General features: G+C 62.3%; 19 protein-coding genes. 14 read left to right on the top strand and 5 right to left on the bottom strand.

What is annotated here, in order from left to right:
- Positions 1-64 precede the first annotated feature (64 nt).
- From atpE to P0D73_RS12315, 8 genes are all read left to right on the top strand, one after another.
- Positions 65-334 carry a F0F1 ATP synthase subunit C gene (atpE, locus tag P0D73_RS12280; RefSeq protein ID WP_007180033.1) on the top strand — a complete coding sequence of 90 codons (270 nt, stop codon included), beginning with the start codon at positions 65-67 and terminating at the stop codon, positions 332-334.
- A gap of 138 nt (positions 335-472) precedes the next feature.
- On the top strand, positions 473-943 hold the full coding sequence (locus tag P0D73_RS12285; RefSeq protein ID WP_408176362.1) for a F0F1 ATP synthase subunit B: 471 nt from the start codon (positions 473-475) through the stop codon (positions 941-943).
- 2 nt (positions 944-945) lie between these two features.
- On the top strand, positions 946-1,485 hold the full coding sequence (locus tag P0D73_RS12290; protein ID WP_006050846.1) for a F0F1 ATP synthase subunit delta: 540 nt from the start codon (positions 946-948) through the stop codon (positions 1,483-1,485).
- A gap of 58 nt (positions 1,486-1,543) precedes the next feature.
- Positions 1,544-3,085 (top strand): F0F1 ATP synthase subunit alpha, encoded by a 1,542-nt coding sequence (atpA, locus tag P0D73_RS12295; protein ID WP_132376536.1) that lies wholly within the window; start codon positions 1,544-1,546, stop codon positions 3,083-3,085.
- 139 nt (positions 3,086-3,224) lie between these two features.
- Entirely contained in the window at positions 3,225-4,109 is an 885-nt protein-coding gene (atpG, locus tag P0D73_RS12300; protein WP_408176363.1) for a F0F1 ATP synthase subunit gamma, read from the top strand.
- A 101-nt stretch (positions 4,110-4,210) separates the two neighbouring features.
- A complete protein-coding gene (atpD, locus tag P0D73_RS12305) occupies positions 4,211-5,605 on the top strand; it encodes a F0F1 ATP synthase subunit beta (RefSeq protein WP_408176364.1) in 1,395 nt (464 codons plus the stop codon).
- Between the two features lie 69 nt (positions 5,606-5,674).
- Complete coding sequence (locus P0D73_RS12310; protein ID WP_012434800.1) at positions 5,675-6,100, top strand: F0F1 ATP synthase subunit epsilon; 426 nt, start codon at positions 5,675-5,677, stop codon at positions 6,098-6,100.
- Positions 6,101-6,335: 235 nt separating this feature from the next.
- Positions 6,336-8,066 (top strand): AMP-binding protein, encoded by a 1,731-nt coding sequence (locus tag P0D73_RS12315; protein ID WP_408176366.1) that lies wholly within the window; start codon positions 6,336-6,338, stop codon positions 8,064-8,066.
- Positions 8,067-8,957: 891 nt separating this feature from the next.
- On the opposite strand, the gene P0D73_RS12320 is transcribed toward P0D73_RS12315, so the two are convergent.
- Entirely contained in the window at positions 8,958-9,755 is a 798-nt protein-coding gene (locus P0D73_RS12320) for a transporter substrate-binding domain-containing protein (protein ID WP_408431500.1), read from the bottom strand.
- A gap of 218 nt (positions 9,756-9,973) precedes the next feature.
- On the opposite strand from P0D73_RS12320, the gene hemE reads away from it, so the two are divergent.
- The 4 genes from hemE to P0D73_RS12340 all read left to right on the top strand — a co-directional run bounded on the left by hemE (position 9,974) and on the right by P0D73_RS12340 (position 15,623).
- Positions 9,974-11,074, top strand: coding sequence for a uroporphyrinogen decarboxylase (gene hemE, locus P0D73_RS12325; protein ID WP_408431502.1), 1,101 nt, complete (start codon positions 9,974-9,976; stop codon positions 11,072-11,074).
- Between the two features lie 465 nt (positions 11,075-11,539).
- Positions 11,540-13,786 (top strand): primosomal protein N', encoded by a 2,247-nt coding sequence (locus P0D73_RS12330; protein WP_408431504.1) that lies wholly within the window; start codon positions 11,540-11,542, stop codon positions 13,784-13,786.
- Positions 13,787-13,956: 170 nt separating this feature from the next.
- Positions 13,957-15,378, top strand: a complete 1,422-nt coding sequence (locus P0D73_RS12335) for a YeiH family protein (protein WP_408431506.1) — start codon at positions 13,957-13,959, stop codon at positions 15,376-15,378.
- Positions 15,378-15,623 (top strand): hypothetical protein, encoded by a 246-nt coding sequence (locus P0D73_RS12340; RefSeq protein ID WP_408431601.1) that lies wholly within the window; start codon positions 15,378-15,380, stop codon positions 15,621-15,623. Before P0D73_RS12335 ends, P0D73_RS12340 begins: the two co-directional genes overlap by 1 nt.
- A 112-nt stretch (positions 15,624-15,735) precedes the next feature.
- On the opposite strand, the gene P0D73_RS12345 is transcribed toward P0D73_RS12340, so the two are convergent.
- Positions 15,736-15,903: a hypothetical protein gene (locus P0D73_RS12345; RefSeq protein WP_165923883.1), complete on the bottom strand. Its 168-nt coding sequence runs from the start codon at positions 15,901-15,903 to the stop codon at positions 15,736-15,738.
- A 313-nt stretch (positions 15,904-16,216) separates the two neighbouring features.
- On the opposite strand from P0D73_RS12345, the gene putA reads away from it, so the two are divergent.
- Entirely contained in the window at positions 16,217-20,146 is a 3,930-nt protein-coding gene (gene putA, locus P0D73_RS12350; protein WP_408431508.1) for a trifunctional transcriptional regulator/proline dehydrogenase/L-glutamate gamma-semialdehyde dehydrogenase, read from the top strand.
- Between the two features lie 88 nt (positions 20,147-20,234).
- Positions 20,235-21,383 carry a branched-chain amino acid ABC transporter substrate-binding protein gene (locus P0D73_RS12355; protein WP_132376545.1) on the top strand — a complete coding sequence of 383 codons (1,149 nt, stop codon included), beginning with the start codon at positions 20,235-20,237 and terminating at the stop codon, positions 21,381-21,383.
- Between the two features lie 144 nt (positions 21,384-21,527).
- Here the strand turns inward: P0D73_RS12355 and P0D73_RS12360 are convergent, their stop codons facing one another.
- The 3 genes from P0D73_RS12360 to P0D73_RS12370 all read right to left on the bottom strand — a co-directional run bounded on the left by P0D73_RS12360 (position 21,528) and on the right by P0D73_RS12370 (position 26,013).
- Complete coding sequence (locus P0D73_RS12360; protein ID WP_408431510.1) at positions 21,528-23,246, bottom strand: thiamine pyrophosphate-binding protein; 1,719 nt, start codon at positions 23,244-23,246, stop codon at positions 21,528-21,530.
- Between the two features lie 218 nt (positions 23,247-23,464).
- Positions 23,465-24,853 (bottom strand): L-serine ammonia-lyase, encoded by a 1,389-nt coding sequence (locus P0D73_RS12365; RefSeq protein ID WP_408284669.1) that lies wholly within the window; start codon positions 24,851-24,853, stop codon positions 23,465-23,467.
- Between the two features lie 29 nt (positions 24,854-24,882).
- Entirely contained in the window at positions 24,883-26,013 is a 1,131-nt protein-coding gene (locus P0D73_RS12370) for an alginate lyase family protein (RefSeq protein WP_408284670.1), read from the bottom strand.
- Positions 26,014-26,060 lie beyond the last annotated feature (47 nt).

The raw sequence follows: 26,060 nt of genomic DNA on the forward strand, positions 1-26,060 counted from the left end.
TAGTTTTGTTTTATTAAATCCCAGTTCCAACCAGTTCTAAAAGACTTTTCACAAAGGAGTGATCATGCAAGCTTTCATCGCCAACATCCAGGGTCTGACCGCCATCGGTATCGGCATCATCATCGGCCTGGGTGCAATCGGCGCCTGTATCGGTATCGGCCTGATGGGCGGCAAGTACATCGAAGCATGTGCACGTCAGCCTGAACTGATGAACCCGCTGCAAACCAAGATGTTCCTGCTGGCTGGTCTGATCGATGCGGCGTTCCTGATTGGCGTTGGTGTGGCAATGCTGTTTGCGTTCGCGAACCCGCTGCTGTCGAAGCTGGCAGGCTGAGGTTCCTCGGAAGTTTGCGCCTGAGCTATAACTGGTAAAGGCGCAGGGCGGAACGGGCACTTGGGCGCTGATCGAATACAGAATCGATGAGCGCCTTGCCGTTTCACTTTCCGAACTAGCAACGTTTAAGGAAACACCGTGAATCTCAACGCAACCCTGTTTGCGCAAATGGTCGTGTTCCTGATCCTCGCGTGGTTCACGATGAAGTTCGTGTGGCCGCCGCTGATCAACGCCCTCGACGAGCGCTCGAAGAAGATCGCTGACGGTTTGTCGGCTGCTGAGAAGGGCAAGGCAGAACTCGAAGCCGCTCACAAGCGCGTCGACCAGGAACTCGCTCAGGCACGCAACGACGGTCAGCAACGTATTGCTGACGCAGAAAAGCGCGCTGTGGCAGTCGCTGACGAAATCAAGGCTCAAGCACAGGCTGAAGCCGCTCGCATCATCGCGCAAGCGAAGGCCGACGCGGAACAGCAAGTCGTGAAAGCGCGCGAAACGCTGCGCGGCGAAGTCGCTGCACTTGCTGTGAAGGGCGCTGAACAGATCCTGAAGCGCGAAGTCAACCAGGCAGCTCACGCTGACCTGCTGACTCAACTGAAAGCCGAGCTCTGATCATGGCCGAACTTGCAACCATCGCCCGTCCGTACGCAGAAGCGCTGTTTGGCGTGGCCGAAGCTGGTGACATCGCCGCCTGGTCCACGCTCGTGCAGGAGCTGGCACAGGTTGCGCGTCTGCCCGAAGTGCTGTCGATCGCCTCGAGCCCGAAAGTAAGCCGCGCCCAGGTCAGCGAACTGCTGCTGGCCGCGGTCAAGTCGCCGCTCAAGGACAATGCGCAAGCGAAGAATCTGGTGCAAATGCTGGTGGACAACCATCGTCTGCAATTGCTGCCGGAAATCGCTGTGCAGTTCGAAGAGTTGAAGAACGCCCGCGAAGGGGCGGCAGATGTGCTGATCGTCAGCGCATTCCCGCTCGAAGGCGCGCAGTTGAACGACCTCGTCGCAAGTCTCGAACGCAAGTTCAAACGCAAGCTGAAGCCGACGGTCGAGATCGACTCGTCGTTGATCGGCGGCGTGCGCGTGACGGTTGGCGACGAAGTGCTCGATACCTCGGTCCGCGCGCGGCTTGCCAGCATGCAGACGGCTCTGACGGCCTGAAGCGCCTAAAGCGCTGAAGCGGCTGGCACGCAACAGAATTGACTATCAGGAGCGAATAATGCAACTCAATCCCTCTGAGATCAGCGAGCTGATCAAGAGCCGGATCCAGGGCCTTGAAGCGAGCGCAGACGTTCGCAACCAGGGCACCGTGATCTCCGTGACCGACGGTATCGTGCGTATTCACGGCCTGTCGGAAGTGATGCAGGGCGAAATGCTCGAATTCCCGGGCAACACCTTCGGTCTCGCACTGAACCTCGAGCGCGACTCGGTCGGCGCCGTGATTCTGGGTGAGTACGAACACATTTCGGAAGGCGACGTGGTCAAGACGACCGGCCGCATTCTGGAAGTGCCGGTGGGCCCGGAACTGCTCGGCCGTGTGGTCGACACACTGGGCAACCCGATTGACGGCAAGGGCCCGATCAATGCGAAGAAAGCCGACGCAATCGAAAAGATTGCTCCGGGCGTGATCTGGCGTAAGTCGGTTTCGGAACCGGTCCAAACCGGTCTGAAGTCGATCGACGCGATGGTGCCAATTGGCCGTGGCCAGCGTGAGCTGATCATTGGCGACCGCCAGTGCGGCAAGACCGCTGTCGCAGTCGACGCGATCATCAACCAGAAGGGCAAGAACCTCTTCTGTATCTACGTCGCGATCGGCCAGAAGGCTTCGTCGATCATGAACGTGGTGCGCAAGCTGGAAGAAACCGGCGCGCTGGAGTACACGATCGTCGTGGCCGCGTCGGCTTCGGAATCGGCTGCGATGCAATACCTCGCTCCGTACGCCGGCTGCACGATGGGCGAATACTTCCGCGACCGCGGTCAAGACGCACTGATTGTGTATGACGATTTGACCAAGCAAGCTTGGGCATACCGCCAGATCTCGTTGCTGCTGCGCCGCCCGCCGGGCCGCGAAGCTTACCCGGGTGACGTGTTCTATCTGCACTCGCGTTTGCTGGAACGTGCCGCTCGCGTCTCGGAAGCGTACGTCGAGAAGTTCACGAACGGCGAAGTGAAGGGCAAGAGCGGTTCGCTGACAGCACTGCCGGTCATTGAAACGCAAGCAGGCGACGTGACCGCATTCGTTCCGACGAACGTGATCTCGATTACCGACGGCCAGATCTTCCTGGAAACCGACCTCTTCAACGCAGGTATCCGCCCGGCAATTAACGCCGGCGTGTCGGTGTCGCGCGTCGGTGGTGCGGCTCAGACGAAGGTCGTGAAGAAGCTGTCGGGCGGTATCCGTACCGACCTCGCGCAGTACCGTGAATTGGCTGCGTTTGCGCAGTTCGCCTCGGACCTCGACGAAGCCACCCGCAAGCAGCTGGAGCGCGGCCGCCGCGTGACGGAATTGCTGAAGCAGCCGCAATATCAGCCGCTGCAAGTGTGGGAACTGGCGGTTGCGCTGTTCGCTGCGAACAACGGCTACCTCGACGATCTGGAAATTTCGCAAGTGCTGCCGTTCGAAAAGGGTTTGCGCGAACACCTCAAGTCGAGCCACGCTGACCTGGTCAAGCGCATCGAAGATACCAAGGAACTCTCGAAGGACGACGAAGCCCTGCTGCATGCGGCTCTCAAAGACTTCAAGAAGTCCGGCGCTTATTGATCCGCGAGTGATCCGCAAGGCATAAACGGACCTTGAAGCGGCGCGGGTCGCAGGAAACTGAACCCGCGCTACTTCGATCGCTTTGCATGGGACCCGAGTAACCGCTAAAGCGCTCACTCGGGCCGACAAGGAGCAAGCAATGGCTGGAATGAAGGAAATTCGCGGCAAGATCAAGAGCGTGCAAAACACGCGCAAGATCACGAAAGCGATGGAGATGGTGGCCGCATCGAAGATGCGCCGCGCCCAGGAGCGCATGCGCGCTGCTCGCCCGTATGCCGACAAGGTCCGCGATATCGCTGCGCACATGAGCCGTGCGAACCCGGAGTATCGTCACCCGTTCATGGTGTCGAACGAAGGCGCGAAGGCGGCCGGCATCATCCTCGTCACGACCGACAAAGGTCTGTGCGGCGGCATGAACACCAACGTGCTGCGTGCGTCGCTGCAGAAGTTCAAGGACTTGGAAGATCAGGGCAAGACGATCGAAGCAACTGCGATCGGCACCAGGGGGCTGGGTTTCCTGAATCGTCTGCGCGCCCATGTGGTGTCGAATGTCGTGCAGTTGGGCGACACCCCGCATCTGGAAAAGCTGATTGGCGCGGTGAAGGTGCAGCTCGACCTGTACTCGGAAGGCAAGGTTTCGGCGGTGTACCTGGCGTACACGCGCTTCGTCAATACGATGAAGCAGGAGCCGGTGATCGAGCAACTGCTGCCGCTGTCGGCAGATCAATTCGAGCGCAAGGAAGAAGACGGCACGACGCCGAGCACGCAGTGGGACTACATCTACGAGCCGGATGCGCAGGCAGTAGTGGACGAACTGCTGGTGCGTTATGTCGAAGCGCTGGTCTATCAGGCCGTCGCGGAAAACATGGCATCGGAGCAGTCGGCACGGATGGTCGCGATGAAGGCCGCTTCGGACAACGCGAAGACGGTCATCAGCGAACTGCAGCTCGTGTACAACAAGAGCCGTCAGGCCGCGATCACGAAAGAACTGTCGGAAATCGTCGGTGGCGCGGCGGCAGTCTGACCTTGACGGTCAGGCACGCCGCTTCGTGTGCGCCTTCGTGGCGCACCCACCGAAACTGCGCCTTTGCGCAAGTGAAGAATTGAGTATCTAAAGGAAAAGCGATGAGTACTACTGCTTTGGTAGAAGGCAAGATCGTACAGTGCATCGGCGCGGTGATCGACGTGGAATTCCCGCGTGACCACATGCCGAAGATTTACGACGCGCTCATTCTCGAAGGTTCGGAACTGACCCTCGAAGTCCAGCAGCAGCTGGGTGACGGCGTCGTCCGTACCATCTGTCTGGGTGCATCGGACGGTCTGCGCCGCGGTACGACGGTGAAGAACACCGGCAACCCGATCAGCGTGCCGGTCGGCAAGCCGACCCTCGGCCGGATCATGGACGTGCTGGGTCGCCCGATCGACGAAGCTGGCCCGATCAACTCGGACGTGGTTCGCGGTATTCACCAGAAGGCTCCGGCGTTTGAGGAGCTGTCGCCGTCGACGGAACTGCTCGAAACCGGCATCAAGGTTATCGATCTGATCTGCCCGTTCGCCAAGGGCGGTAAGGTTGGCCTGTTCGGTGGCGCCGGCGTGGGCAAGACCGTGAACATGATGGAACTGATCAACAACATCGCTAAGGAACACGGTGGTTACTCCGTGTTCGCCGGTGTTGGCGAGCGTACCCGTGAAGGGAACGACTTCTATCACGAAATGAAGGACTCGAACGTTCTGGACAAGGTCGCGCTGGTGTACGGCCAGATGAACGAGCCGCCGGGCAACCGTCTGCGCGTCGCGCTGACCGGTCTGACGATGGCTGAGCACTTCCGTGACGAAGGTCTCGACGTGCTGTTCTTCGTCGACAACATCTACCGTTTCACGCTGGCAGGCACGGAAGTGTCGGCACTGCTCGGCCGTATGCCGTCGGCAGTGGGCTATCAGCCGACGCTGGCTGAAGAAATGGGTAAGCTGCAAGAGCGTATTACGTCGACCAAGACCGGCTCGATCACGTCGGTTCAGGCCGTGTACGTCCCTGCGGATGACTTGACCGACCCGTCGCCGGCTACGACTTTCGGCCACTTGGACGCAACGGTCGTGTTGTCGCGTGACATCGCTTCGCTGGGGATCTACCCGGCAGTCGACCCGCTCGATTCGACCTCGCGTCAGATCGACCCGCACGTGATCGGTGAAGAGCACTACTCGATCACGCGCGGTGTGCAGCAAACGCTGCAGCGCTACAAGGAACTGCGCGACATTATCGCGATTCTGGGCATGGACGAACTGGCGCCGGAAGACAAGCTCGCCGTGGCGCGCGCTCGTAAGATCCAACGTTTCCTGTCGCAGCCGTTCCACGTCGCTGAAGTGTTCACGGGCTCGCCGGGCAAGTACGTGCCGCTTAAGGAAACGATCCGTGGCTTCAAGATGATCGTCGACGGCGAGTGCGACCACCTGCCGGAGCAAGCGTTCTACATGGTCGGCACGATCGACGAAGCCTTCGAAAAGGCCAAGAAGATCCAGTAAAGGTCGGGTGTATAGAAGCGGGCGCCGGCCCATGTCGGTGCCCTCGAATTACGCTCACCAGGAGTCGATATGGCAACCATTAAAGTAGACGTCGTCAGCGCGGAAGAGCAAATCTTCTCGGGCCAGGCGAAGTTCGTCGCGCTGCCGGGCGAAGCAGGTGAACTCGGCATTTTGCCGGGCCACACGCCGCTCATCACGCGGATTCGTCCGGGTGCGGTGCGCATCGAAGCTGAAAACGGTGAAGAAGAGTTTGTCTTCGTCGCCGGTGGCATCCTCGAAATCCAGCCGGGCGCTGTGACGGTTCTCGCCGACACGGCTATCCGCGGCAAGGACCTCGACGAAGCCAAGGCTGAAGATGCACGCAAGCGTGCGGAAGAAGCGCTGCAGAACACGGGTTCGAACCTCGAATACGCAACCGCGCAAGCGGAACTGGCGTACGCGACGGCTCAGCTCGCTGCGATTCAGCGTCTGCGCAAGCTGCGCGGTCAGAACTAGGCAATACGTATCAGAGAGAAAGCAGCCTTCGCGGCTGCTTTTTTTTGACCACGACTTGACGTTTACGGAAAGGTCAGCAAAATCGAAGTTTTCGAATCGATTGGCGCCACGCCTTGGCAGTCTGGAAATGCGCTGCGGGTAAGACTTGATGCCGGACAGACACGCGCCGGTGGCACAATCGATTTCAAATTCATTTCAATAGGCGAGCTTCTGCTCAGCTCACGGAGACAACACCATGGCAATGCACGTGTCAGGCGAAGGTGCACTCATCGAACCCAAAGACGGACTGTCGTATGTCCGTGGGTCGACCGATATCCCGCTGAGCGAAGCAACAGTCGGCCAGTTTCTGCGCGATACGGCCGCACGCTTTCCGGACCGTCCGGCGGTGGTGTTTCGCGAGCAGCGCATTCGCTGGACATGGAAGGAGTTCGCCGAGGAAGTCGACATTTTGGCGGCCGGGCTGCTCACGCTCGGTGTCGAGAAGGGGGACCGCGTCGGCATCTGGTCGCCCAATCGCGTGGAATGGTTGCTGACTCAGTTTGCGACCGCGCGCATCGGCGCCGTGCTGGTCAACATCAATCCGGCGTATCGGCTTGCGGAGCTCGAGTACGCGCTGAACAAGGTCGGCTGCAAGGCGATCATCGCTGCCGAGCGTTTCAAGACGTCGATGTACCTGGAGATGCTGCAGGAACTCGCGCCCGAGCTGGCCACGCAAGCACCTGGTGAACTACATGCGGCAAGATTGCCGGAATTGCGCTACGTGATTCGCATGTGCGACACGGAAACGCCGGGTATGTTGAGCTTTTCCGACGTGATCGAGCAGGGGCGCGTGTCGCTCGACGTGGCGAAGCTCGACGCCATTGGCGCCACGCTCTCGTGCCATGAGCCGATCAATATCCAGTTCACCAGCGGCACCACAGGCAATCCGAAGGGCGCGACGCTGACCCACAGCAACGTGGTGAACAACGCGCGCTACATCGCGATGGCGATGCGGCTGACCGAACAGGACGGCTTGTGCATCCCCGTCCCGCTGTATCACTGTTTCGGCATGGTGCTGGCGGTGCTGGCGTGCGTGTCGGTCGGCGCGAATATGGTATTTCCGGGCGAGGGCTTCGAGCCGGCTGCAACTCTGGCCGCAGTCGCGGAAGAGCAGTGCACCGCGTTGCACGGCGTGCCGACCATGTTCATCGCCGAACTCGACCATCCGAACTTCGCCACCTACGACTTCTCGCGCTTGCGCACCGGCATCATGGCGGGCTCGCCTTGCCCGATCGAGACCATGAAGAAGGTCGTCTCTCGAATGCATCTGGGCGAAATCACCATCGCCTACGGCATGACGGAAACCAGCCCGGTCTCTTTCCAGAGCTCGACGACCGATCCGCTCGACAAGCGCACGACGACGGTCGGCCGCATCCAGCCGCATCTCGAAGTGAAAATCGTCGACCCGCTCGGCGAGATCGTGCCGGTGGGCGAAACCGGCGAACTGTGCACGCGCGGCTATTCGGTGATGCAGGGCTATTGGGGTGACGAGGCGAAGACACGCGAAAGCATTGTCGACGGCTGGATGCATACCGGCGATCTGGCGACGCTCGATGCCGAAGGCTACTGCAACATCGTCGGCCGACTGAAGGACATGCTGATTCGCGGCGGCGAAAACATCTATCCGCGCGAGATCGAAGAGTTTTTGTTCCGCCACCCGAAGATCCAGAGCGTGCAGGTGTTCGGCGTGCCCGACGCGAAGTACGGCGAGGAGGTCTGTGCGTGGGTCGTATTGCGCTCGGGCGAGCAAGCGACGGCTGAAGAGATCCAGCAGTTTTGCCAGGGGCAGATTGCGCACTACAAGGTGCCGAAGTACATCCGCTTCGTCGACGAACTGCCGATGACGGTGACCGGCAAGGTGCAGAAGTTCATCATGCGCGAGCAGATGATGAGCGAATTGAAGCTGCGGGAAGACAAGACGGCGTAACGCTCAATGGCTGGTCCGCGCGCGGCACATCATTGCACGAAGCGGATCAGCCAATGAGGTACAGAAGATAAAACCGGAAGGGCGAACCGTTTGCTGCGCAAGGTCGCTCAAGTACCGCGAATATGCCCAAAACAGCGCCTTACCGCGCTGCGCAAACGTTTGGCCAGACGAAAAAAAAGCGGGCCTGGAGCCCGCTAAAAACCACACGCTACGGGGTTAGCGCGAGGAGACCAAAGAAGGAACCGACTGAGACGACGACCCTGCGTCGACACGGCCCCAGCAGGGATGCCCCTTCACAGGGCTTCGGCATACGCCGACCGGCAAGTGCATCGTATCCGCTCACACCACGCACCCAGCCACATCCGTGTTGAAACCGTTGAGGGCATTGTGGGCGAATTAACCTACGAGCGCGGTAACAAAGTGTTTCAGGTTGTAACGCCCGCCAGATAAGGCGCTGCAGGATAAATTGCCAAAAGGAAACGTTTAAAACGCAATTTTTACCGATGACTCGCTCGCAATTTCATACGCATGATTGATGCTATTCGCGATGCATAATGCGGCGTAATCCGTTAAGTCGATTCCGCATGAAATGGTTGCACGTTCATCTTTTGGAACAGGAATCGCCCGTGTTACAGGTGCTTGCCCGCCCGGACCGATTTCCGGAATCTAAATAATGCCGCCTGGCTGCGTTGCAACATCCCTCCTATACGCAATTGGGGCACAAGGGCCGGTTCGCTGATTAATCGATTTGACAGTATTGTTCGGTTTTTACTTAACAGCGCCCTGCACCGTTACATGATTGGCGCGCGAGGGAGGTCCTTTTGGCGTATCTCGACCGACACCGCCTTACAGTGGAAACCGAAAAGTAAGGCGGCCGAAAAACGCATGACGCTACTTCAGCCATCTGTCTGAAATAGCTTGGTATTCGCCTGTGGCGCGCGCAAGGTGCAACCACTGGTCGACGTACTGCTGGAACGCCACATCGCCACGCGGCAGCAGCCAGGCCTTTTCTCCATACTGGAACGGCTTGTCCGGATGCACCGAGCAAAGTCCCGGATTCAGCTTCTGCTGCAACAGGGTCTCCGACGCATCCGTCACCATCACGTCCGCCTTGCCGGCGAGGATCTGCTTGAAGATCGTCACGTTGTCCGGATACACGGTCAGGTTCGCATGCGGAAAGTACTGTTTCGCGAAGCGCTCGTTGGTGCCGCCCGGATTGACGATCACGCGCGTCGCCGGCTGGTCGATTTGCGCCACGGTCTGATATTTGTTGCCGTCGTCACACCGAACGATCGGCGTCTTACCGTCGACCATGTAGGCCTCCGTAAAAAATGCGCGCTTTTGCCGTTCGAGGGTCGGCGACACGCCGCCCACGCCGACGTCGCATTTGGCCACAAAGTCGTTCATCAGGTTCGACCACGATGTCTTGACGTACTCCGTCTTGACGCCGAGCGATTTAGCGAGCGACTCTGTCATGTCGATATCGATGCCTTCGAACTGGCCGTCTGTCTTATAGAACGAGTACGGTTTGTAGTCGCCAGTCGTGCAGGCGCGCAGCGTGCCGCGCGCGAGGATGTCGTCGAGCCGCGAGGGCGCGGCGGCGGTGGCGCTGGTCTGTGCCCCGGCCACGCCTGCGTGCATCAAAAGCCCGGCCAGCGCGCCGAGCAGTGCGAATGCTGCCTTGTTCATCGAGTCTCCGTGGTTGTATGTAATTGTTTGGTGAGTCCGTCGGATAATAGCCCGGCAATTCGCGCTTGAACATTGGCCGTTCAGCCAGGTCGCGACGCCACTGCCAGCCTGCGGAAAACCGGCCGCGAGCGACGCGCACAACAGTTATTGGCCGGATCAAGCACGATGCGGTGAGCCGGGTCCGGTAAAATGCCCCTTTGCCCTCAGTCGTACGCAACGTGGCCCATAAACTCCTGAACGACACTTTCCTGCGCGCGCTGCTGCGCCAGCCGACCGAGTACACGCCGATCTGGCTGATGCGGCAAGCTGGCCGCTACTTGCCGGAATACAACGCCACGCGTGGTCGAGCGGGCAGTTTCCTCGGTCTGGCAAAGAGCCCGGCGTTCGCGACGGAAGTCACCTTGCAGCCGCTCGAGCGTTATCCGCTCGACGCCGCGATCCTGTTCTCCGACATCCTGACCGTGCCCGACGCCATGGGGCTCGGCCTCGAGTTCGTGACCGGCGAGGGCCCAAAGTTTGTTCGCCCGGTACGCACGGAAGATGACGTCGCGCGCCTCGCGGTGCCGGACATCGACGCGACGCTGCGCTACGTGACCGACGCCGTGCGCGAAATTCGCACCGCGCTCACCGACGCCCAAGGCCGTCAACGCGTGCCGCTGATCGGTTTTTCCGGCAGCCCGTGGACGCTCGCGTGCTATATGGTCGAAGGCGGCGGTTCGGCGGATTTCCGCACGGTCAAGTCGATGCTCTATGCGCGGCCGGATCTGATGCATCGCATTCTCGACGTCAACGCGCGCTCGGTCGCGGCTTACTTGAACGCGCAAATCGAAGCAGGCGCGCAAGCCGTGATGATTTTCGACACGTGGGGCGGGGCGCTGGCGGACGGCGTCTATCAACGCTTTTCACTGCACTACATCCAGCAGGTGGTGAGCCAGCTGAAGCGCGATCACGACGGCGAAAAAGTGCCGGTGATCACCTTCACGAAGGGCGGCGGCCCGTGGCTCGACGAGATCGCCGAGATCGGCGTGGATGCGGTCGGCCTCGACTGGACGGTCAACCTGAGCAAGGCGCGCGAGCGCGTGGGCGGGAAGGTGGCGCTACAAGGCAACATCGATCCCTCGGTGCTGTTCGCGCCGCCGGCTGCGATCCGCATGGAAGCGCGTGCGGTGCTGGACAGTTTCGGGAATCACCCGGGCCACGTGTTCAATCTCGGCCACGGCATTTCGCAGTTCACGCCGCCGGAGAACGTCGCCGAACTCGTGGACGAGGTGCATCGTCACAGCCGGGCGATTCGCAGTGGCGCTCATGCACCGGTATGAAGCCGTAATCGTTACCAATTTTTGTTGCAACGCAGCGAACTGGGCTCTCGGCCTAAGGGAATATTTGCAGCTAGCAGGCCGTCAGATGGCGGTCCTGAGAAAGTCAAGACTTGACTTATGCACATTCATCACGCTGCGGCGCGGTAGAAGCTTTAGTCGTGTCCTGGCCCTTGCACATTGCAGGCGCATTTGATCTAAGCCTTGTCTGGCAAGGGTTTCACGGCATCAGTACAGAATGTGCGGAATCCCACAGAAGGCCGCTGCGGCGCGGTTCCCGGGCTGTCCGGGCAAAGTTCTCAACAAAGTTATCCACAGGCACGCGGACCGATTGCAATTGTTCAGCGGAATCCAAAACTTAGCGCCGAAATTGAAGTTTTACTTTAACTTCGACGGGTTCACCGTCTGCGTAATGGGCACCAAGATGCGGCGTCGTGTCGCGCCCATTCTTCTGATCTCTACTCGCGCGTGAGTGACGTATTCGTCCGCGTTGCGCTGGATCATCCGCTGCCGACCCTGTTCGACTACCGGTGCGACACGCCCGAACCCGTCGCGCCGGGCATCCTGGTGAGCGTGCCGTTCGGCAAGCGCCATGTCGTCGGGCTCGTCTGCGAAGTGACCGCTCACAGCGACGTACCGTCCGACCGTCTTCGCTCGGTGACTAGTGTATGCACCGCTTGTCCGCCGATATCGTCGGAATGGCTGAAGCTGGCTGCCTTCGCTGCCGACTATTACCAGCGTGGTCTGGGGGAAGTCGCGTTGCCCGCGTTGCCGCAGGCGCTGCGCGATGCGTCCCGCTGGTCGCGCCTGTTCGCGCCGGAAGAGCGCTACAGCCTGACGCCTGAAGGCCGCACGGCGTTGCCCGATGCCCTGCCGGCTCGGGCAAGCGCATTGCGCAAGCTGGCGCAGGCCTTGGCGGAGGCAGAATTCCTCCTTGCCGCCGACGCCCGCGCACTGCACCCGAAAGCGATCGCAACGCTCGACGCGTGGCGAGCGGAAGGCTGGGTTGCGCTGGACATCATTGAAGCCGCCGCCGTCGTTGCCGCCGCCGCTTCGCCTGACGCGCCCGCGCCCACGCTGCCCACGCTCACCGATGAGCAGGCGGCCGCCGTCGAAGCAATCCGCGACGCCGAAGGCTTTGCGCCGTTCCTGCTGCACGGCGTGACGGGCAGCGGCAAGACCGAGGTCTATCTGCGCGCGCTCGCCGAGATACTGGCCGCGAAGCCCGACGCCCAGGCGCTCGTCCTCGTACCCGAAATCAATCTGACGCCGCAGTTCGAGGCGGCCTTCCGCGCACGCTTCGCCGCGCTCGAAGGCACGTCGATCGTCACGCTGCATAGCGGTCTCGCGGAAGGCGAGCGCGCCCGCAACTGGTTCGCCGCGCACACCGGCCGCGCGCGCATCGTGCTCGGCACGCGACTGGCGGTGCTGGCGTCGCTGCCCGAGCTCGCGATCATCGTCGTCGACGAGGAGCACGATCCGGCCTACAAGCAGCAGGAAGGCTTGCGTTATTCGGCGCGCGATCTGGCGATCTATCGCGCCAAGCAACTCGACTTGCCGGTCGTGCTCGGCTCGGCCACGCCGTCGCTGGAAAGCTGGTGGCAGGCTGACCAGGGGCGTTACAAGCGGCTCACGTTGTCGCGCCGTGCCGTCGCCGAGGCCGTGCTGCCCACCGTGAAACTGATCGATCTGGAAGAGGAGCGACGGCGTGGACGGGCATCGGTGGAAGGCTTGTCGGGGCCGCTGATCGCCGCGCTGAAGGCGCGACTCGAACGCGGCGAGCAAAGCCTCGTGTTCCTGAACCGCCGCGGTTACGCTCCGCAGCTTGCCTGCGATGCCTGCGGCTGGGTCGCCGGTTGTCCGCGATGCAGCGCCTATGTCGTGCTCCACAAGCCCGAGCGCGCACTGCGCTGCCACCATTGCGGCTGGGAAGCGCGCATTCCGCGCTCGTGCCCGGAGTGCGGCAACGTCGACATCGCGCCGATGGGCCGAGGCACGCAGCGCGTCGAAGAAACACTGGCGAGCGCGGTGCCCGGCGCCCGAATATTGCGAATCGACGCCGACAGCACGCGCCGCAAAGGCAGCGCCCAAGCGCTGTTTTCCGACGTCCATGCGGGCGAGGTCGACATCCTCGTCGGCACGCAGATGATCGCGAAGGGTCACGACTTCCAGCGCGTGTCGCTGGTCGGCGTGCTGAACGCCGACACGGCGCTGTTTTCCCACGACTTCCGCGCGAGCGAGCGACTCTTCGCTCAACTGATGCAGGTGAGCGGCCGGGCAGGCCGCGCGGGTCTGCCCGGCGAAGTGCTGGTGCAGACCCGCTATCCGCGTCACGCGCTCTACCACGCGCTAGGCCGCCATGACTACGTCGGCTTTGCCAACTCCACGCTGGCCGAGCGGCGTGACGCGCACTTGCCGCCATTCGTCTATCAGGCTTTGCTGCGCGCCGAAGGCCGCACGCTCGAAGCCGCGCTCGCCTTCCTGCAGCAGGCGGCGGCCGAACTCACCGGTATTCCGGCCGCCGAACGCGTGACCGTCTACGATGCCGTGCCGCTCACCATCGTCAAGGTGATGCACGTGCATCGTGCGCAGTTGCTGATCGAGAGCGCGTCGCGGGCCGCTTTGCAGGCGACCTTGCGTGCCTGGCAGCCGCTGCTGCGCGGTCTGAAAGGCGTGCTGCGGTGGAATCTCGAAGTCGATCCGCTCGACATCTAAGGCGCGTCGCCCGGCCGACGTCGCCGTTACTCCTTTCGGTCATATTCTTAGAGCGAATGGTCGTTTCGTTTTGCAACGCCGCTCGCCTATATTTCGCCGGATCGGCGCACCTTCAGGCAAAACTCCAACATTCCCGCGCCGATGCATCTCAACTTCCTCGGGGCATGGCGATGAGCGATACCAATCCGACGCTGCAACCCGGCGCGGCGCCGACGAATCGGCACAGCACGCACGGTGGCGGACTTTTTTCGACAGAAGACTGGTGGGCAGTGTGGGTCGGCCTGCTGGTGATCGTGGTCGCCTGGGCGCTGTTCGCGTCGGGCAGCAGCATCAAGTGGCTGGCGGTGGCGCCGGCCAAGTGGTCGAGCGTGGTGCAGGCCGCGCAGGATATCGGCAAGCGTTTGCCCAACTATGCCGCACTGTTTATCGCGTTCGCCCTGCTATTCGGCGTGAGCCTGGCAGCGCTGAAGCAGCGGGTCGGCGCGTTCCTGGCGTCGTTCCTGATTCTGTTCATCGCGTCGGCGCTGATTTTCACGCTCGGCGCGTGGGTCAACGCGTCGAAGTACAACCTCGAGCCGCCGCTCGTCGCGCTGGCGCTGGGCCTGCTGATCTCGAACGTGTTCACGCTGCCCGAATGGTTTTCTGCCGGCTTGCGCGTCGAGTTTTATATCAAGGTCGGTATCGTGCTGCTCGGCGCGACGTTGCCGTTCACATTGCTGGTGTGGGCGGGACCGGTGGCGGTCGGGCAGGCGACCATCGTCTCGCTTGTCACCTTCTTCGTGATTTTCTTTGCCGCGAAGGCATTCGGCCTCGACCGGCGTTTTGCCGCCGTGCTCGGCGTCGGCGGCGCGGTGTGCGGCGTCTCGGCGGCGATCGCGATTGCCGGCGCGGTGCGGGCCAAGCGCGAACAGGCTTCGGTGGCGATTACGCTGGTGGTGCTGTGGGCGATCGTGATGATCTTCGTGTTGCCGTTCGCGTCCCGCTCGCTCGGACTGTCGACCGCGGTCGCCGGCGCCTGGATAGGCACGTCCGAATTCGCCGACGCCGCCGGCATCGCGGCCGCGCAAGCGTATGGCGATTTCGCGAAGCATGCGGGCGGCGCGATTGCGGGCGCGCCGGAGGCGTCATTGCAGGCGTTCACGCTGATGAAAGTAGTCGGCCGCGATATCTGGATCGGGATCTGGGCGTTCGTGCTGGCGATCGTCGCGACGACGCGCTGGGAGTCCCAAGACAGCGGCGTCAAAGCCAAGGCCAATGCCGGCGAGATCTGGGCGCGCTTTCCGAAGTTCGTGATCGGCTTCGTGATCGCGTCGGCGCTGGTGACGTGGATTGCCAGCCACTATTCACTGGCAGATTACCGCAAGGTGGTGACGCCCGAATTCGTCGCGCCGATTACGGCGTTGCGCACGTGGGCGTTCACTTTCTGCTTCCTGAGCATCGGGCTGACCACGCGCTTACGCTCGCTCACCGCCACCGGCCTGAAGCCGTTCCTCGCCTTTACGGTGGGCGTGGTGGTCAATATCGCCATCGGCTACGCGCTGTCCGCGCACGTGTTCGCGCCGTACTGGAATAGCTTGGGGCAGGGCTCGTGATGCGCAACGCGGCCCGCATCGACAGTACTGCGCAGGCGCGCGAAGAAACGCGCGCGCCGTGCTGCGCGGGCTGCCGGCATCGCGCTGAGAATCGGGATTCGTTGGAGCAGGGCATTCCGGGTCTCGCAGTGTTCGGTTCCGCGTTCGGCGCGAGCGTGGCGGACAGCCGGCTTTGCCGGCTGCACGATCAACTCGTCTCGCCCGGCGACAGCTGCGCGCAGTTCGAACCGCTTCATCAACATTGACACGCACCTAAGCCACGCCGCGGCGTCGAGCCGGGCGGTGCATGCGTCATGCCGCTGTGCCAGCCGGAGATCGGCGTCGCTCTGTCCGGCACGGAACGCCGGACGCGACCATTCACTCGTTTAATGCGGTCCGCGCGTCGCTCGCCGATGCGCGCGATGCCGCGGGCGTGTGTCCCTCGGCATCGCGCCTTCCCGGCCCACGCGTCGCGCCGCGGATGAACAGCACCGCGCAAGTCGCGCACATCGCCCAGATGCCCAATATCACCAGCCACTTTTCCATTTCGCCTGTCCTCTAAAACCCCGTACCGTTTTTTTGTGCGGCCCGGAGGCCGCGTGCCGCTATGTTCCGTATAACGGCGCGCCGACCTGTTCTGATAAGGGTAAATGCAAAAAGAATCACGCCAGGGAAAGTACTAAGCGCAACCGCCGTACCCGCGCTCAGCGCCATCTGGCGCAAACCCCCGCCGCACAAGGCTCCCATCAGGGTGCAACCATGCGTTTAACATGGTTGCACCTTTTTATTGGGAGGCGTACGATTCGCCCAACTTTTAGTCTTTTTCCAGCACATTCGTCTGGTATCCGAAGAAGGAAACATGGCTAGCACCACCCTTGGCGTCAAGGTCGACGACCTCCTGCGTTCCCGGCTGAAAGATGCCGCCACTCGTCTCGAACGCACTCCGCACTGGCTCATCAAGCAGGCCATCTTCGCGTACCTCGAAAAGATCGAGCACGGTCAGTTGCCGCCCGAGCTGTCGGGCGTGACGGGCTCGGCGGATCTCGCCGACGGCGCCACGGTCGAGCAGGAAGAAGACGGCGCGTCGCACCCGTTCCTCGAGTTCGCGCAAAACGTGCAACCGCAGTCGGTGCTGCGCGCGGCGATCACGGCCGCTTACCGTCGTCCGGAGCCGGAATGCTTGCCGTTCCTGGTCGGGCAGGCTCGCTTGCCGGCAAACCTCGCGGGCGATGTGCAGACCATGGCCGGCAAGCTCGTCGAGACGCTGCGTACGAAGAGCAAGGGCGGTGGCGTCGAAGGGCTGATCCACGAGTTCTCGCTGTCGAGCCAGGAAGGCGTGGCGCTGATGTGCCTCGCCGAAGCGCTGCTGCGCATTCCCGACCGCGCCACGCGCGACGCGCTGATCCGCGACAAGATCAGCAAGGGCGACTGGAAATCGCACGTCGGCCAGGCGCCGTCGCTGTTCGTCAACGCCGCGACCTGGGGCTTGATGATCACCGGCAAGCTGGTGACGACCAATAGCGAAACGAGTCTCTCGTCGGCGCTCACGCGTTTGATCGGCAAGGGCGGCGAGCCGCTGATCCGCAAGGGCGTCGATATGGCGATGCGACTGATGGGCGAGCAGTTCGTCACAGGTGAGAATATCTCCGAAGCCCTGGCCAATAGCCGCAAGTACGAAGCGCGCGGCTTCCGCTACTCATACGACATGCTGGGCGAAGCGGCCACCACCGAAGCTGACGCGCAGCGTTACTACGCGTCGTACGAACAGGCGATCCACGCGATCGGCAAGGCTGCCGGCGGCCGTGGCATCTACGAAGGCCCGGGCATCTCGATCAAGCTCTCCGCGCTGCACGCACGCTACTCGCGTTCGCAGCAGGAACGCACGATGAGCGAACTGCTGCCGCGCGTGCGCTCGCTCGCGATCCTCGCGCGCCGCTACGACATCGGCCTGAACATCGACGCCGAAGAAGCCGACCGCCTCGAAATCTCGCTCGACCTGCTCGAAGCGTTGTGCTTCGATCCGGAACTGGCCGGCTGGAACGGCATCGGCTTCGTGGTGCAGGCGTATCAGAAGCGCTGCCCGTTCGTGATCGACTACATCATCGATCTGGCGCGCCGTAGCCGTCACCGCATCATGGTGCGCCTCGTGAAGGGCGCGTACTGGGATACCGAAATCAAGCGCGCGCAAGTGGACGGCCTCGAAGGCTATCCGGTCTACACGCGCAAGATCTACACGGACGTGTCGTACCTGGCGTGCGCGAAAAAACTGCTGAGCGCGCCCGACGCGGTCTATCCGCAGTTCGCCACGCACAACGCGCACACGCTCTCCGCGATCTATCACCTCGCGGGCAATAACTACTATCCCGGCCAGTACGAGTTCCAGTGCCTGCACGGCATGGGCGAGCCGCTGTACGAGGAAGTCACCGGCCGCGACAAGCTGAACCGTCCGTGCCGCGTGTATGCGCCGGTCGGCACGCATGAAACGCTGCTCGCGTACCTCGTGCGCCGCTTGCTGGAAAACGGCGCGAACACGTCGTTCGTGAATCGCATTGCCGACGAAAGCGTCGCGATCAAGGACCTGATCGCCGACCCGGTCGACGAAGCCTCGAAGATCGTGCCGCTCGGCGCGCCGCACGCGAAGATTCCGCTGCCGCGCAACCTGTACGGCGCCGAGCGTCTCAATTCGATGGGCCTCGATCTGTCGAACGAGCATCGGCTGGCGTCGCTGTCGTCGGCGTTGCTGGCGAGCGCGCATCATCCGTGGCGTGCCGCGCCGATGCTCGAGGACAACGAGATCGCCGTCGGCGTCGCGCGCGACGTGCGCAATCCGGCGGATCATCGCGACCTCGTCGGCACGGTCGTGGAAGCGACGCCGGAGCATGTGAGCGCCGCGCTGGCGCATGCCGTCGCCGCTGCACCGATCTGGCAAGCCACGCCGGTCGAAGCGCGCGCCGATTGCCTCGCGCGTGCCGCCGATCTGCTCGAAGCGCAGATGCATACGCTAATGGGTCTGGTGGTGCGTGAAGCCGGCAAGTCGCTGGCCAACGCGGTCGCGGAAATCCGCGAAGCAATCGACTTCCTGCGCTATTACTCCACGCAGATTCGCGACGAGTTCTCCAACGACACGCATCGTCCGCTCGGTCCGGTGGTCTGTATCAGCCCGTGGAATTTCCCGCTGGCGATTTTCATGGGCCAGGTGGCCGCGGCGCTTGCTGCCGGCAACACCGTGCTCGCGAAGCCGGCTGAACAAACGCCGCTGATCGCCGCGCAAGCCGTGCGCATTCTGCGCGAAGCCGGCGTGCCGGCCGGCGCGGTGCAACTGCTGCCGGGCAATGGTGAAACGGTGGGCGCTGCGTTGGTGGCCGATCCGCGCACCCGCGCGGTGATGTTCACCGGTTCGACGGAAGTGGCGCGCCTCATCAACAAAACGCTGTCGAGCCGCCTCGATCCGGACGGCAAGCCGATTCCGCTGATCGCCGAAACGGGCGGCCAGAACGCGATGATCGTCGACTCGTCGGCGCTGGCTGAACAGGTGGTCGCGGACGTGCTGCAATCGTCTTTCGACTCCGCCGGTCAACGGTGTTCCGCGCTGCGCGTTCTTTGTCTGCAGGACGATGTTGCGGACCGCACGCTGGAGATGCTGACCGGGGCGATGCGCGAACTCGCCGTGGGCAATCCGGATCGTCTGTCGATCGACGTCGGTCCGGTGATCGACCTCGACGCGAAACGCGGCATCGACTCGCACGTCGCGGCGATGCGCGAGAAAGGCCGCAAGGTCGAGCAACTGCCGATGCCTGACGGTTGCGCACAAGGCACCTTCGTTCCGCCGACGCTGATCGAACTCGACAGCATCGACGAATTGAAGCGCGAAGTGTTCGGCCCGGTGCTGCACGTGGTGCGTTATCGCCGCAGCCAGCTCGACAAGCTGCTGGAACAGATCCGCACGACCGGCTACGGCCTGACGCTCGGCATCCATACGCGGATCGATGAAACCATTGCTCACGTGATCAGCCGCGCGCACGTCGGCAACATTTATGTGAACCGCAATGTGATCGGTGCTGTGGTGGGTGTGCAGCCATTCGGCGGTGAAGGTTTGTCGGGCACGGGCCCGAAAGCGGGCGGCGCGCTGTATCTGCAGCGTTTACTGGCGACGCGTCCGGCCGGTTTGCCGAAGTCGCTCGCACAGGCATTGGTCGCGGATGTACCGCACGCGGCAGAAAACAGCGACAATCCGTCCGCTGCGTTGACGGCGTATCGCGACTGGCTGATCGCGGAACAACAGCCGGTGCTGGCCGCACGCTGCGACGGCTATCTGTCGCATGTGCCGGCGGGCGCCACCGCGGTACTGTCGGGACCGACTGGCGAGCGCAACACGTACACGCTCGGCGCGCGCGGCACGGTGCTGTGTGTTGCATCGACGGCGAGCGGTGCGCGCGTGCAGTTCGCCGCGGCGCTGGCTACGGGAAATCGCGCGTTGTTCGAAGGCGCTGCTGGTGAACAATTGGTGGCGCAGTTGCCCGCCACGCTCAAGTCACATGCGAGCGTGAAGAAGAGCGCCGACACGCCGTTCGACGCCGTGCTGTTCGAAGGCGATAGCGACGAACTGCTGGCGCTGGTGAAGGAAGTCGCGAAGCGTCCGGGCCCGATCGTTTCGGTGCAGGGCGTCGCGGCACGCGCGTTGGAAAGCGGCGATGAGGATTACGCGCTCGAGCGTCTGTTGACGGAACGCTCGGTCAGCGTGAATACGGCAGCAGCCGGCGGTAATGCGAATTTGATGACGATCGGTTGAGCGAACCTTAACGATCTTTTCAAAAAAGAAGGAAGCGGTACGGCGACCCCGAAACCGCTCCATCCACACCTGGTACCAAGGAGAAGCTATGCAACACAAGATGAAACAGCTGGCAGGCGCTGCACTGGTTGCAGCGATGTCGCTGGCGGGGACGGCCAATGCTCAATCGACGGAAGATGTGAAGGTCGGCTTCGCCGGCCCGATGACGGGCGCGCAGGCGCACTACGGCAAGGACTTCCAGAACGGCATCACGCTGGCAGTGGAAGACATGAACGCGACCAAGCCGGTGATCGGCGGCAAGCAAGTCCGCTTCGTGCTGGATTCGGCCGACGACCAGGCTGACCCGCGCACCGGCACGACGGTTGCACAGAAGCTGGTGGATGACGGCATCAAGGGCATGCTCGGCCACTTCAACTCGGGCACCACGATCCCGGCTTCGCGCATTTACGCGAACGCGGGCATCCCCGAAATCGCAATGGCGACGGCGCCGGAATACACGCAACAAGGCTTCAAGACCACGTTCCGCATGATGACGTCCGACACGCAGCAAGGGTCGGTCGCCGGCACGTTCGCCGTGAAGACTTTGGGCATGAAGAAGATCGTGATCGTCGACGACCGTACGGCCTACGGCCAAGGTCTGGCGGATCAGTTCGAAAAGGCAGCGAAGGCAGCGGGCGGCCAGATCGTCGATCGTGAATACACCAACGACAAGGCCGTCGACTTCAAGTCGATCCTGACCAAGCTGAAGTCGGTGCAACCGGATCTGATCTACTACGGCGGCGCGGATTCGCAAGCGGCACCGATGGTCAAGCAGATGAAGGCACTGGGCATCAAGGCGCCGCTGATGGGCGGCGAAATGGTCCACACGCCGACGTTCATCCAGATCGCGGGTGACGCGGCGAACGGCACGGTGGCATCGCTCGCCGGCCTGCCGCTGGAAGAAATGCCGGGCGGCAAGGACTACGTCGCGAAGTACAAGAAGCGTTTCAACGAAGACGTGCAAACGTACTCGCCGTACGCTTATGACGGCGCAATGGCCATGTTCGACGCAATGAAGAAGGCGAACTCGACCGATCCGGCCAAGTACCTGCCGGTGCTCGCGAAGACCTCGATGCCGGCAGTGACGGCGTCGAACCTCGCGTACGACAGCAAGGGCGACCTGAAGAACGGCGGCATCACGCTGTACAAGGTTGTCGACGGCAAGTGGACGACGCTGCAAAGCGTGGGTGGGAAGTAAGCTGCTCTACCTGCTAGAGCACTCGGCTGCCGCGTGATGGTTTGACGCGGCAGCCGATGCAAAAAAAGGCCCTGCGGTTTTCGAACGCAGGGCTTTTTGTTTGGTGCTTGGCGACGTCGCGCGCCGAATGGCACGACAACGCAACTACTCCCCTCGCATCTTCCTCCCCTGCTCCCGAATCTGCTCCAACGTCGCACCCGGCGTGCTCGCTTCCTGCGGCATACGAATCTCGATCACCGCCGCGCAGTTCGCCTCCATCGAACGCTTTAGCGCAGGCAGAAAATCCTCAGTCCGCTCCACCGTCTCACCATGCGCGCCAAACGAACGCGCGAACGCCGCGAAATCCGGATTAGTGAGCCCGGTGCCATGCACGCGGTTCGGATAATGCCGCTCCTGATGCATGCGGATCGTGCCGAAGTGACCGTTATTCACCACAATGAACAGCACATGCAGGTCATATTGCATCGCCGTCGCGAGTTCTTGCGCGGCCATCATGAAGCAGCCGTCGCCGGCCAGCGCAACGACAGCGCGTTGCGGATACATCGACTTCGCCGCGATCGCCGCCGGCACGCCGTAGCCCATTGCACCACTCGTCGGCGCAAGCTGCGAACGGTAGTGGCGATACGAAAAGTGCCGATGCAGCCACGTCGCGTAATTGCCCGCACCGTTGGTGAGAATCGCGTCGTCCGGTAGATGCGCGCGCAACTGCTGGATCACTTCGCCCATCTGCACGTCGCCGGGAATCCGACGCGGTTTGCGCCATTCGAGATACGCTCGATGCGCCTCGTTCGCAGCACCAGACCAGGCGAGTTTATCGGACGAAGGCTTCAACTCCGCAAGCAGCGCTGCCAACTCCGGCATGCCGGAAACGATCGGCAGATCCGCCGCATACACGCGGCCCAATTCCTCCGCACCTTGATGCACATGCACGAGCGTTTGTTTGGTCTTCGGAATGTCGAGCAGTGTGTAGCCGTTGGTCGTCGCTTCGCCCAAACGCGGTCCGATTGCGAGCAGCACGTCGGCGTCGCGGATACGTTGCGCCAGCGCCGGATTGATACCCAAGCCGACGTCGCCGGCATAGTTCGGATGCTCGTTGTCGAGTGTGTCCTGAAAGCGGAACGCGAGTCCAACCGGCAGTTGCCAGTTTTCGACGAAGCGTCGAAAGTCCGCGCACGCAGCAGGCGTCCAGCCGCTGCCGCCCGCAATCACCATCGGCCGTTGCGCGCCTTCGAGCAATACGCGCAACTTCTCGATCTGCGCCGCCGACGGTGACGCCGCGACGCGCTGATACGCCGGCGCGCCGGCCACGGCTTCGCATGCATCGCTCAAGACGTCTTCCGGCAACGACAACACCACGGGCCCTGGACGCCCGGAAGTCGCCGTGTGAAACGCATGGCTCAGATATTCGGGAATGCGCTTCGGATCGTCGATTTGTGCGACCCACTTCGCCATCTGGCCGAACATGCGCCGATAGTCGATCTCCTGGAATGCCTCGCGGTCGAGATGCTCGCGCGCGCATTGGCCGATCAGCAGAATCATCGGCGTGGAATCCTGAAACGCGGTGTGCACGCCGATCGACGCATGCGTGGCGCCCGGTCCGCGTGTGACGAGTGCGACGCCTGGCCGGCCGGTCAATTTGCCGACCGCCTCCGCCATATTCGCCGCGGCCGCTTCGTGACGGCAAACAATGGTCTGGATGCGTTCGGTCTCGTCGTGCAGCGAATCCAGCACGGCAAGAAAACTCTCGCCAGGCACACAGAAAACACGCTCGACACCGTGCGTGAGCAAAGCATCGACGACGAGACGCGCGCCAGTGGTTTGAGCGGCGGCGGAACCGGAAACAGGAGCATTCGGCTGCGACATTGCGGTGAAGCCTCCAGGCAGTGCATGAGTGCGATGTGAGGATGCCGCCGTCGGCAGGACGCTAGCCGATGCGGCGCTTCGACAGCTTACGCCGAGCGCGGCTGCGCTGTCACGGCGCAGCGCAACCTTGGTGCTCGCGCATCACGTGCCGCGCGAATAAAAACGCGAGCCTTATAGCCCGCGTCGTCATTCATCGTAAAGCCCGGAAAGCGCGCAACTCAACACTCGACGATATTCACCGCCAACCCGCCGCGCGACGTTTCCTTGTACTTGGTCTTCATATCCGCGCCGGTTTCGCGCATGGTCTTGATCACCGAATCGAGCGACACGTAATGGCTGCCATCGCCGCGCAAAGCCATGCGCGCCGCATTGACCGCCTTCACCGATGCCATCGCATTGCGTTCGATGCACGGAATCTGCACCATGCCGCCGACCGGATCGCACGTCAGCCCAAGGTTGTGCTCCATACCGATTTCCGCGGCGTTCTCGACCTGGCGTGGCGTGCCGCCCATGACGGCAGCAAGCGCGCCCGCCGCCATCGAACACGCGACGCCCACTTCGCCCTGGCAACCCACTTCGGCGCCGGAAATCGACGCGTTCAGCTTGTACAGAATACCGATCGCCGCGGCGGTCATCAGGAAGTCGATCACGCCTTGCTGATTCGAGCCCGGCATGAAACGCGTGTAGTAATGCAGCACGGCCGGGATGATGCCGGCCGCCCCGTTGGTCGGCGCTGTCACCACGCGTCCGCCGGCGGCGTTTTCTTCGTTGACGGCGATCGCATAGAGATTGATCCAGTCGATCATCGACAGCGGATCGCGCAACGCCAGTTCAGGATTGCCCGACAGCGCGCGATACAACTGCGGCGCGCGACGCTTCACCTGGAACGGACCGGGCAAGTTACCGTCGGCGTCCGGATTGTTGATGCCGCAACCCCGCGATACACACGATTGCATCACGTCCCAGATCTTCAGCAAGCCCGCGCGCGTCTCTTCTTCCGTATGCCAGACGCGCTCGTTGTCCCACATCAGTTGAGCGATGCTCTTGCCGGTGGATTCGCACAGCGCGAGCAACTCGTTGCCGCTGCGAAACGAATGCGGCAGTTGATCGACGGCGCTCAGCACCTTCGTGTTCGGCGCGCCAGCCGTGACCACGAAGCCGCCACCCACCGACAGATAGGTCGATTCCCGCAACGTTTCGCCCTGCGCGTCGAACGCGCGCAACTTCAGACCATTCGGATGCTCGGGCAGCGCCTGACGATAAAACGAAATGTGATCCTTCTGCACGAACGGCACCTCGTGCGTGCCGAGCAGCGCCAGCTTGCGGGACAGGCGCACGGCTTCGAGCCGTTCAACGATCGTGTCCGGGTCCACAGTGTCGGGCGCATCGCCCATCAGGCCGAGCATGACGCCGCGATCGGTGCCGTGCCCCTTGCCCGTCGCGCCGAGCGAGCCGTACAGATCCACTTTCACCGATGCGGTCGCAGCGAGCAGCCCATCGCGTTCGAGCCCGTGTGCGAACATCAGCGCCGCGCGCATCGGCCCGACCGTATGCGAACTGGACGGACCAATGCCGATTTTGAAGAGGTCGAACACGCTGACTGCCATTTACTGCTCCCTGCTGATGATGAGTTGGTTTACCGCGCCGACAGCGGCAAACACACGGCGAGCCACGCGGGCGGCGTCGGTGCTAGCTGCAGCGCGATCGGCGTATAGCGCCCGTCGAGGCGCGCCGCCAGGTGAAACAGTTCCGTCGCGTTCTTCGGGTCCCACTGACCCGAATAGCCGGGCAAGCCGGCCTCGCGACGTCTTGCATCGAACGGAACGCTCGAATGCACGAATTCTTCATGCGTCTTGCTGCCGGCCGCATACGGCTCCAGCCAGTTGAGCGCGGCTTGCAGCGAGGCGCCGTCCGCGCCCTTTTCCGGCAGCCAGTTACGGTTATGGCGGCGCGCGGCGAGCGCGGCCGTCACGAGTGGCTGCAGATCGTAGGTGACATAATGCAGCGCGTCGCGTTCGCTGAAATCGATTGTCGAACCATCTGGCTCGATGTTGTCGCCGATATGCTCGACAAACAGACGCTGCGCCGCGTTGATCATCTTGCGGTTATCGAGCGTGAACGCGGCCATCGCAATCAGTTTGATCCGATGACTCTGCCAGTTGTTCTTGAACGTCCCTTTGAGCGGCCGAGGTTGCGCGTCGATTTGGCCGATGTAGCCGTTCGCGAGTTTCGTCAGGAACGCCATCGACGCATTGCGCGTTTTCACCGGCAACGCACTTGCCGTCATGTCGTACGCGAGAATCAGTCCTTCAAAACGGGTTTCGTCGATCGGATTGAAACTCGGTTGATAGGTCGTGACCCAGGCAAACAACAAGCGGTCGACGAGCTTGAGATAGCGGTCGTCGCTGGTGGCGCGCCAGGCGAGCGCGGCGTCGCGCAACAGATCGAGATCTTTCTCCGCTTCGACGCTCTGGTCGTAAATGCCCTCGTGCGGCAGCGTGCCTTCGGTGTGCAGTTTCGCCAGCGCATGCGGCTGATCGTTCAGATGCGCCTGCACATTGCTCACCAGCGCTTTCACGCCGGGATCGGCGTTCGTGCGTTCGCTGGTTTGCAGGGCGGGCGCCGCACAAAAATTCATCGCGGCCTGTGCTTGCCGCAGCGGCAGCAGCACGGCTGCGCCAGCCAACAGCAGCGTGCAGGCTTGCCGCCATGTCGGCGCTCGCGTTGCTTCGGTCCGGCTTTGCATCAATCGCACCTTTCGCGCCATGCGAAACTCCTCGTTAGGCTGATTCGGTGTGTGATGTTAGCCGTTTG

This window comes from Paraburkholderia sp. RL18-101-BIB-B (assembly GCF_046026985.1).
Taxonomy (GTDB): Bacteria; Pseudomonadota; Gammaproteobacteria; order Burkholderiales; family Burkholderiaceae; genus Paraburkholderia.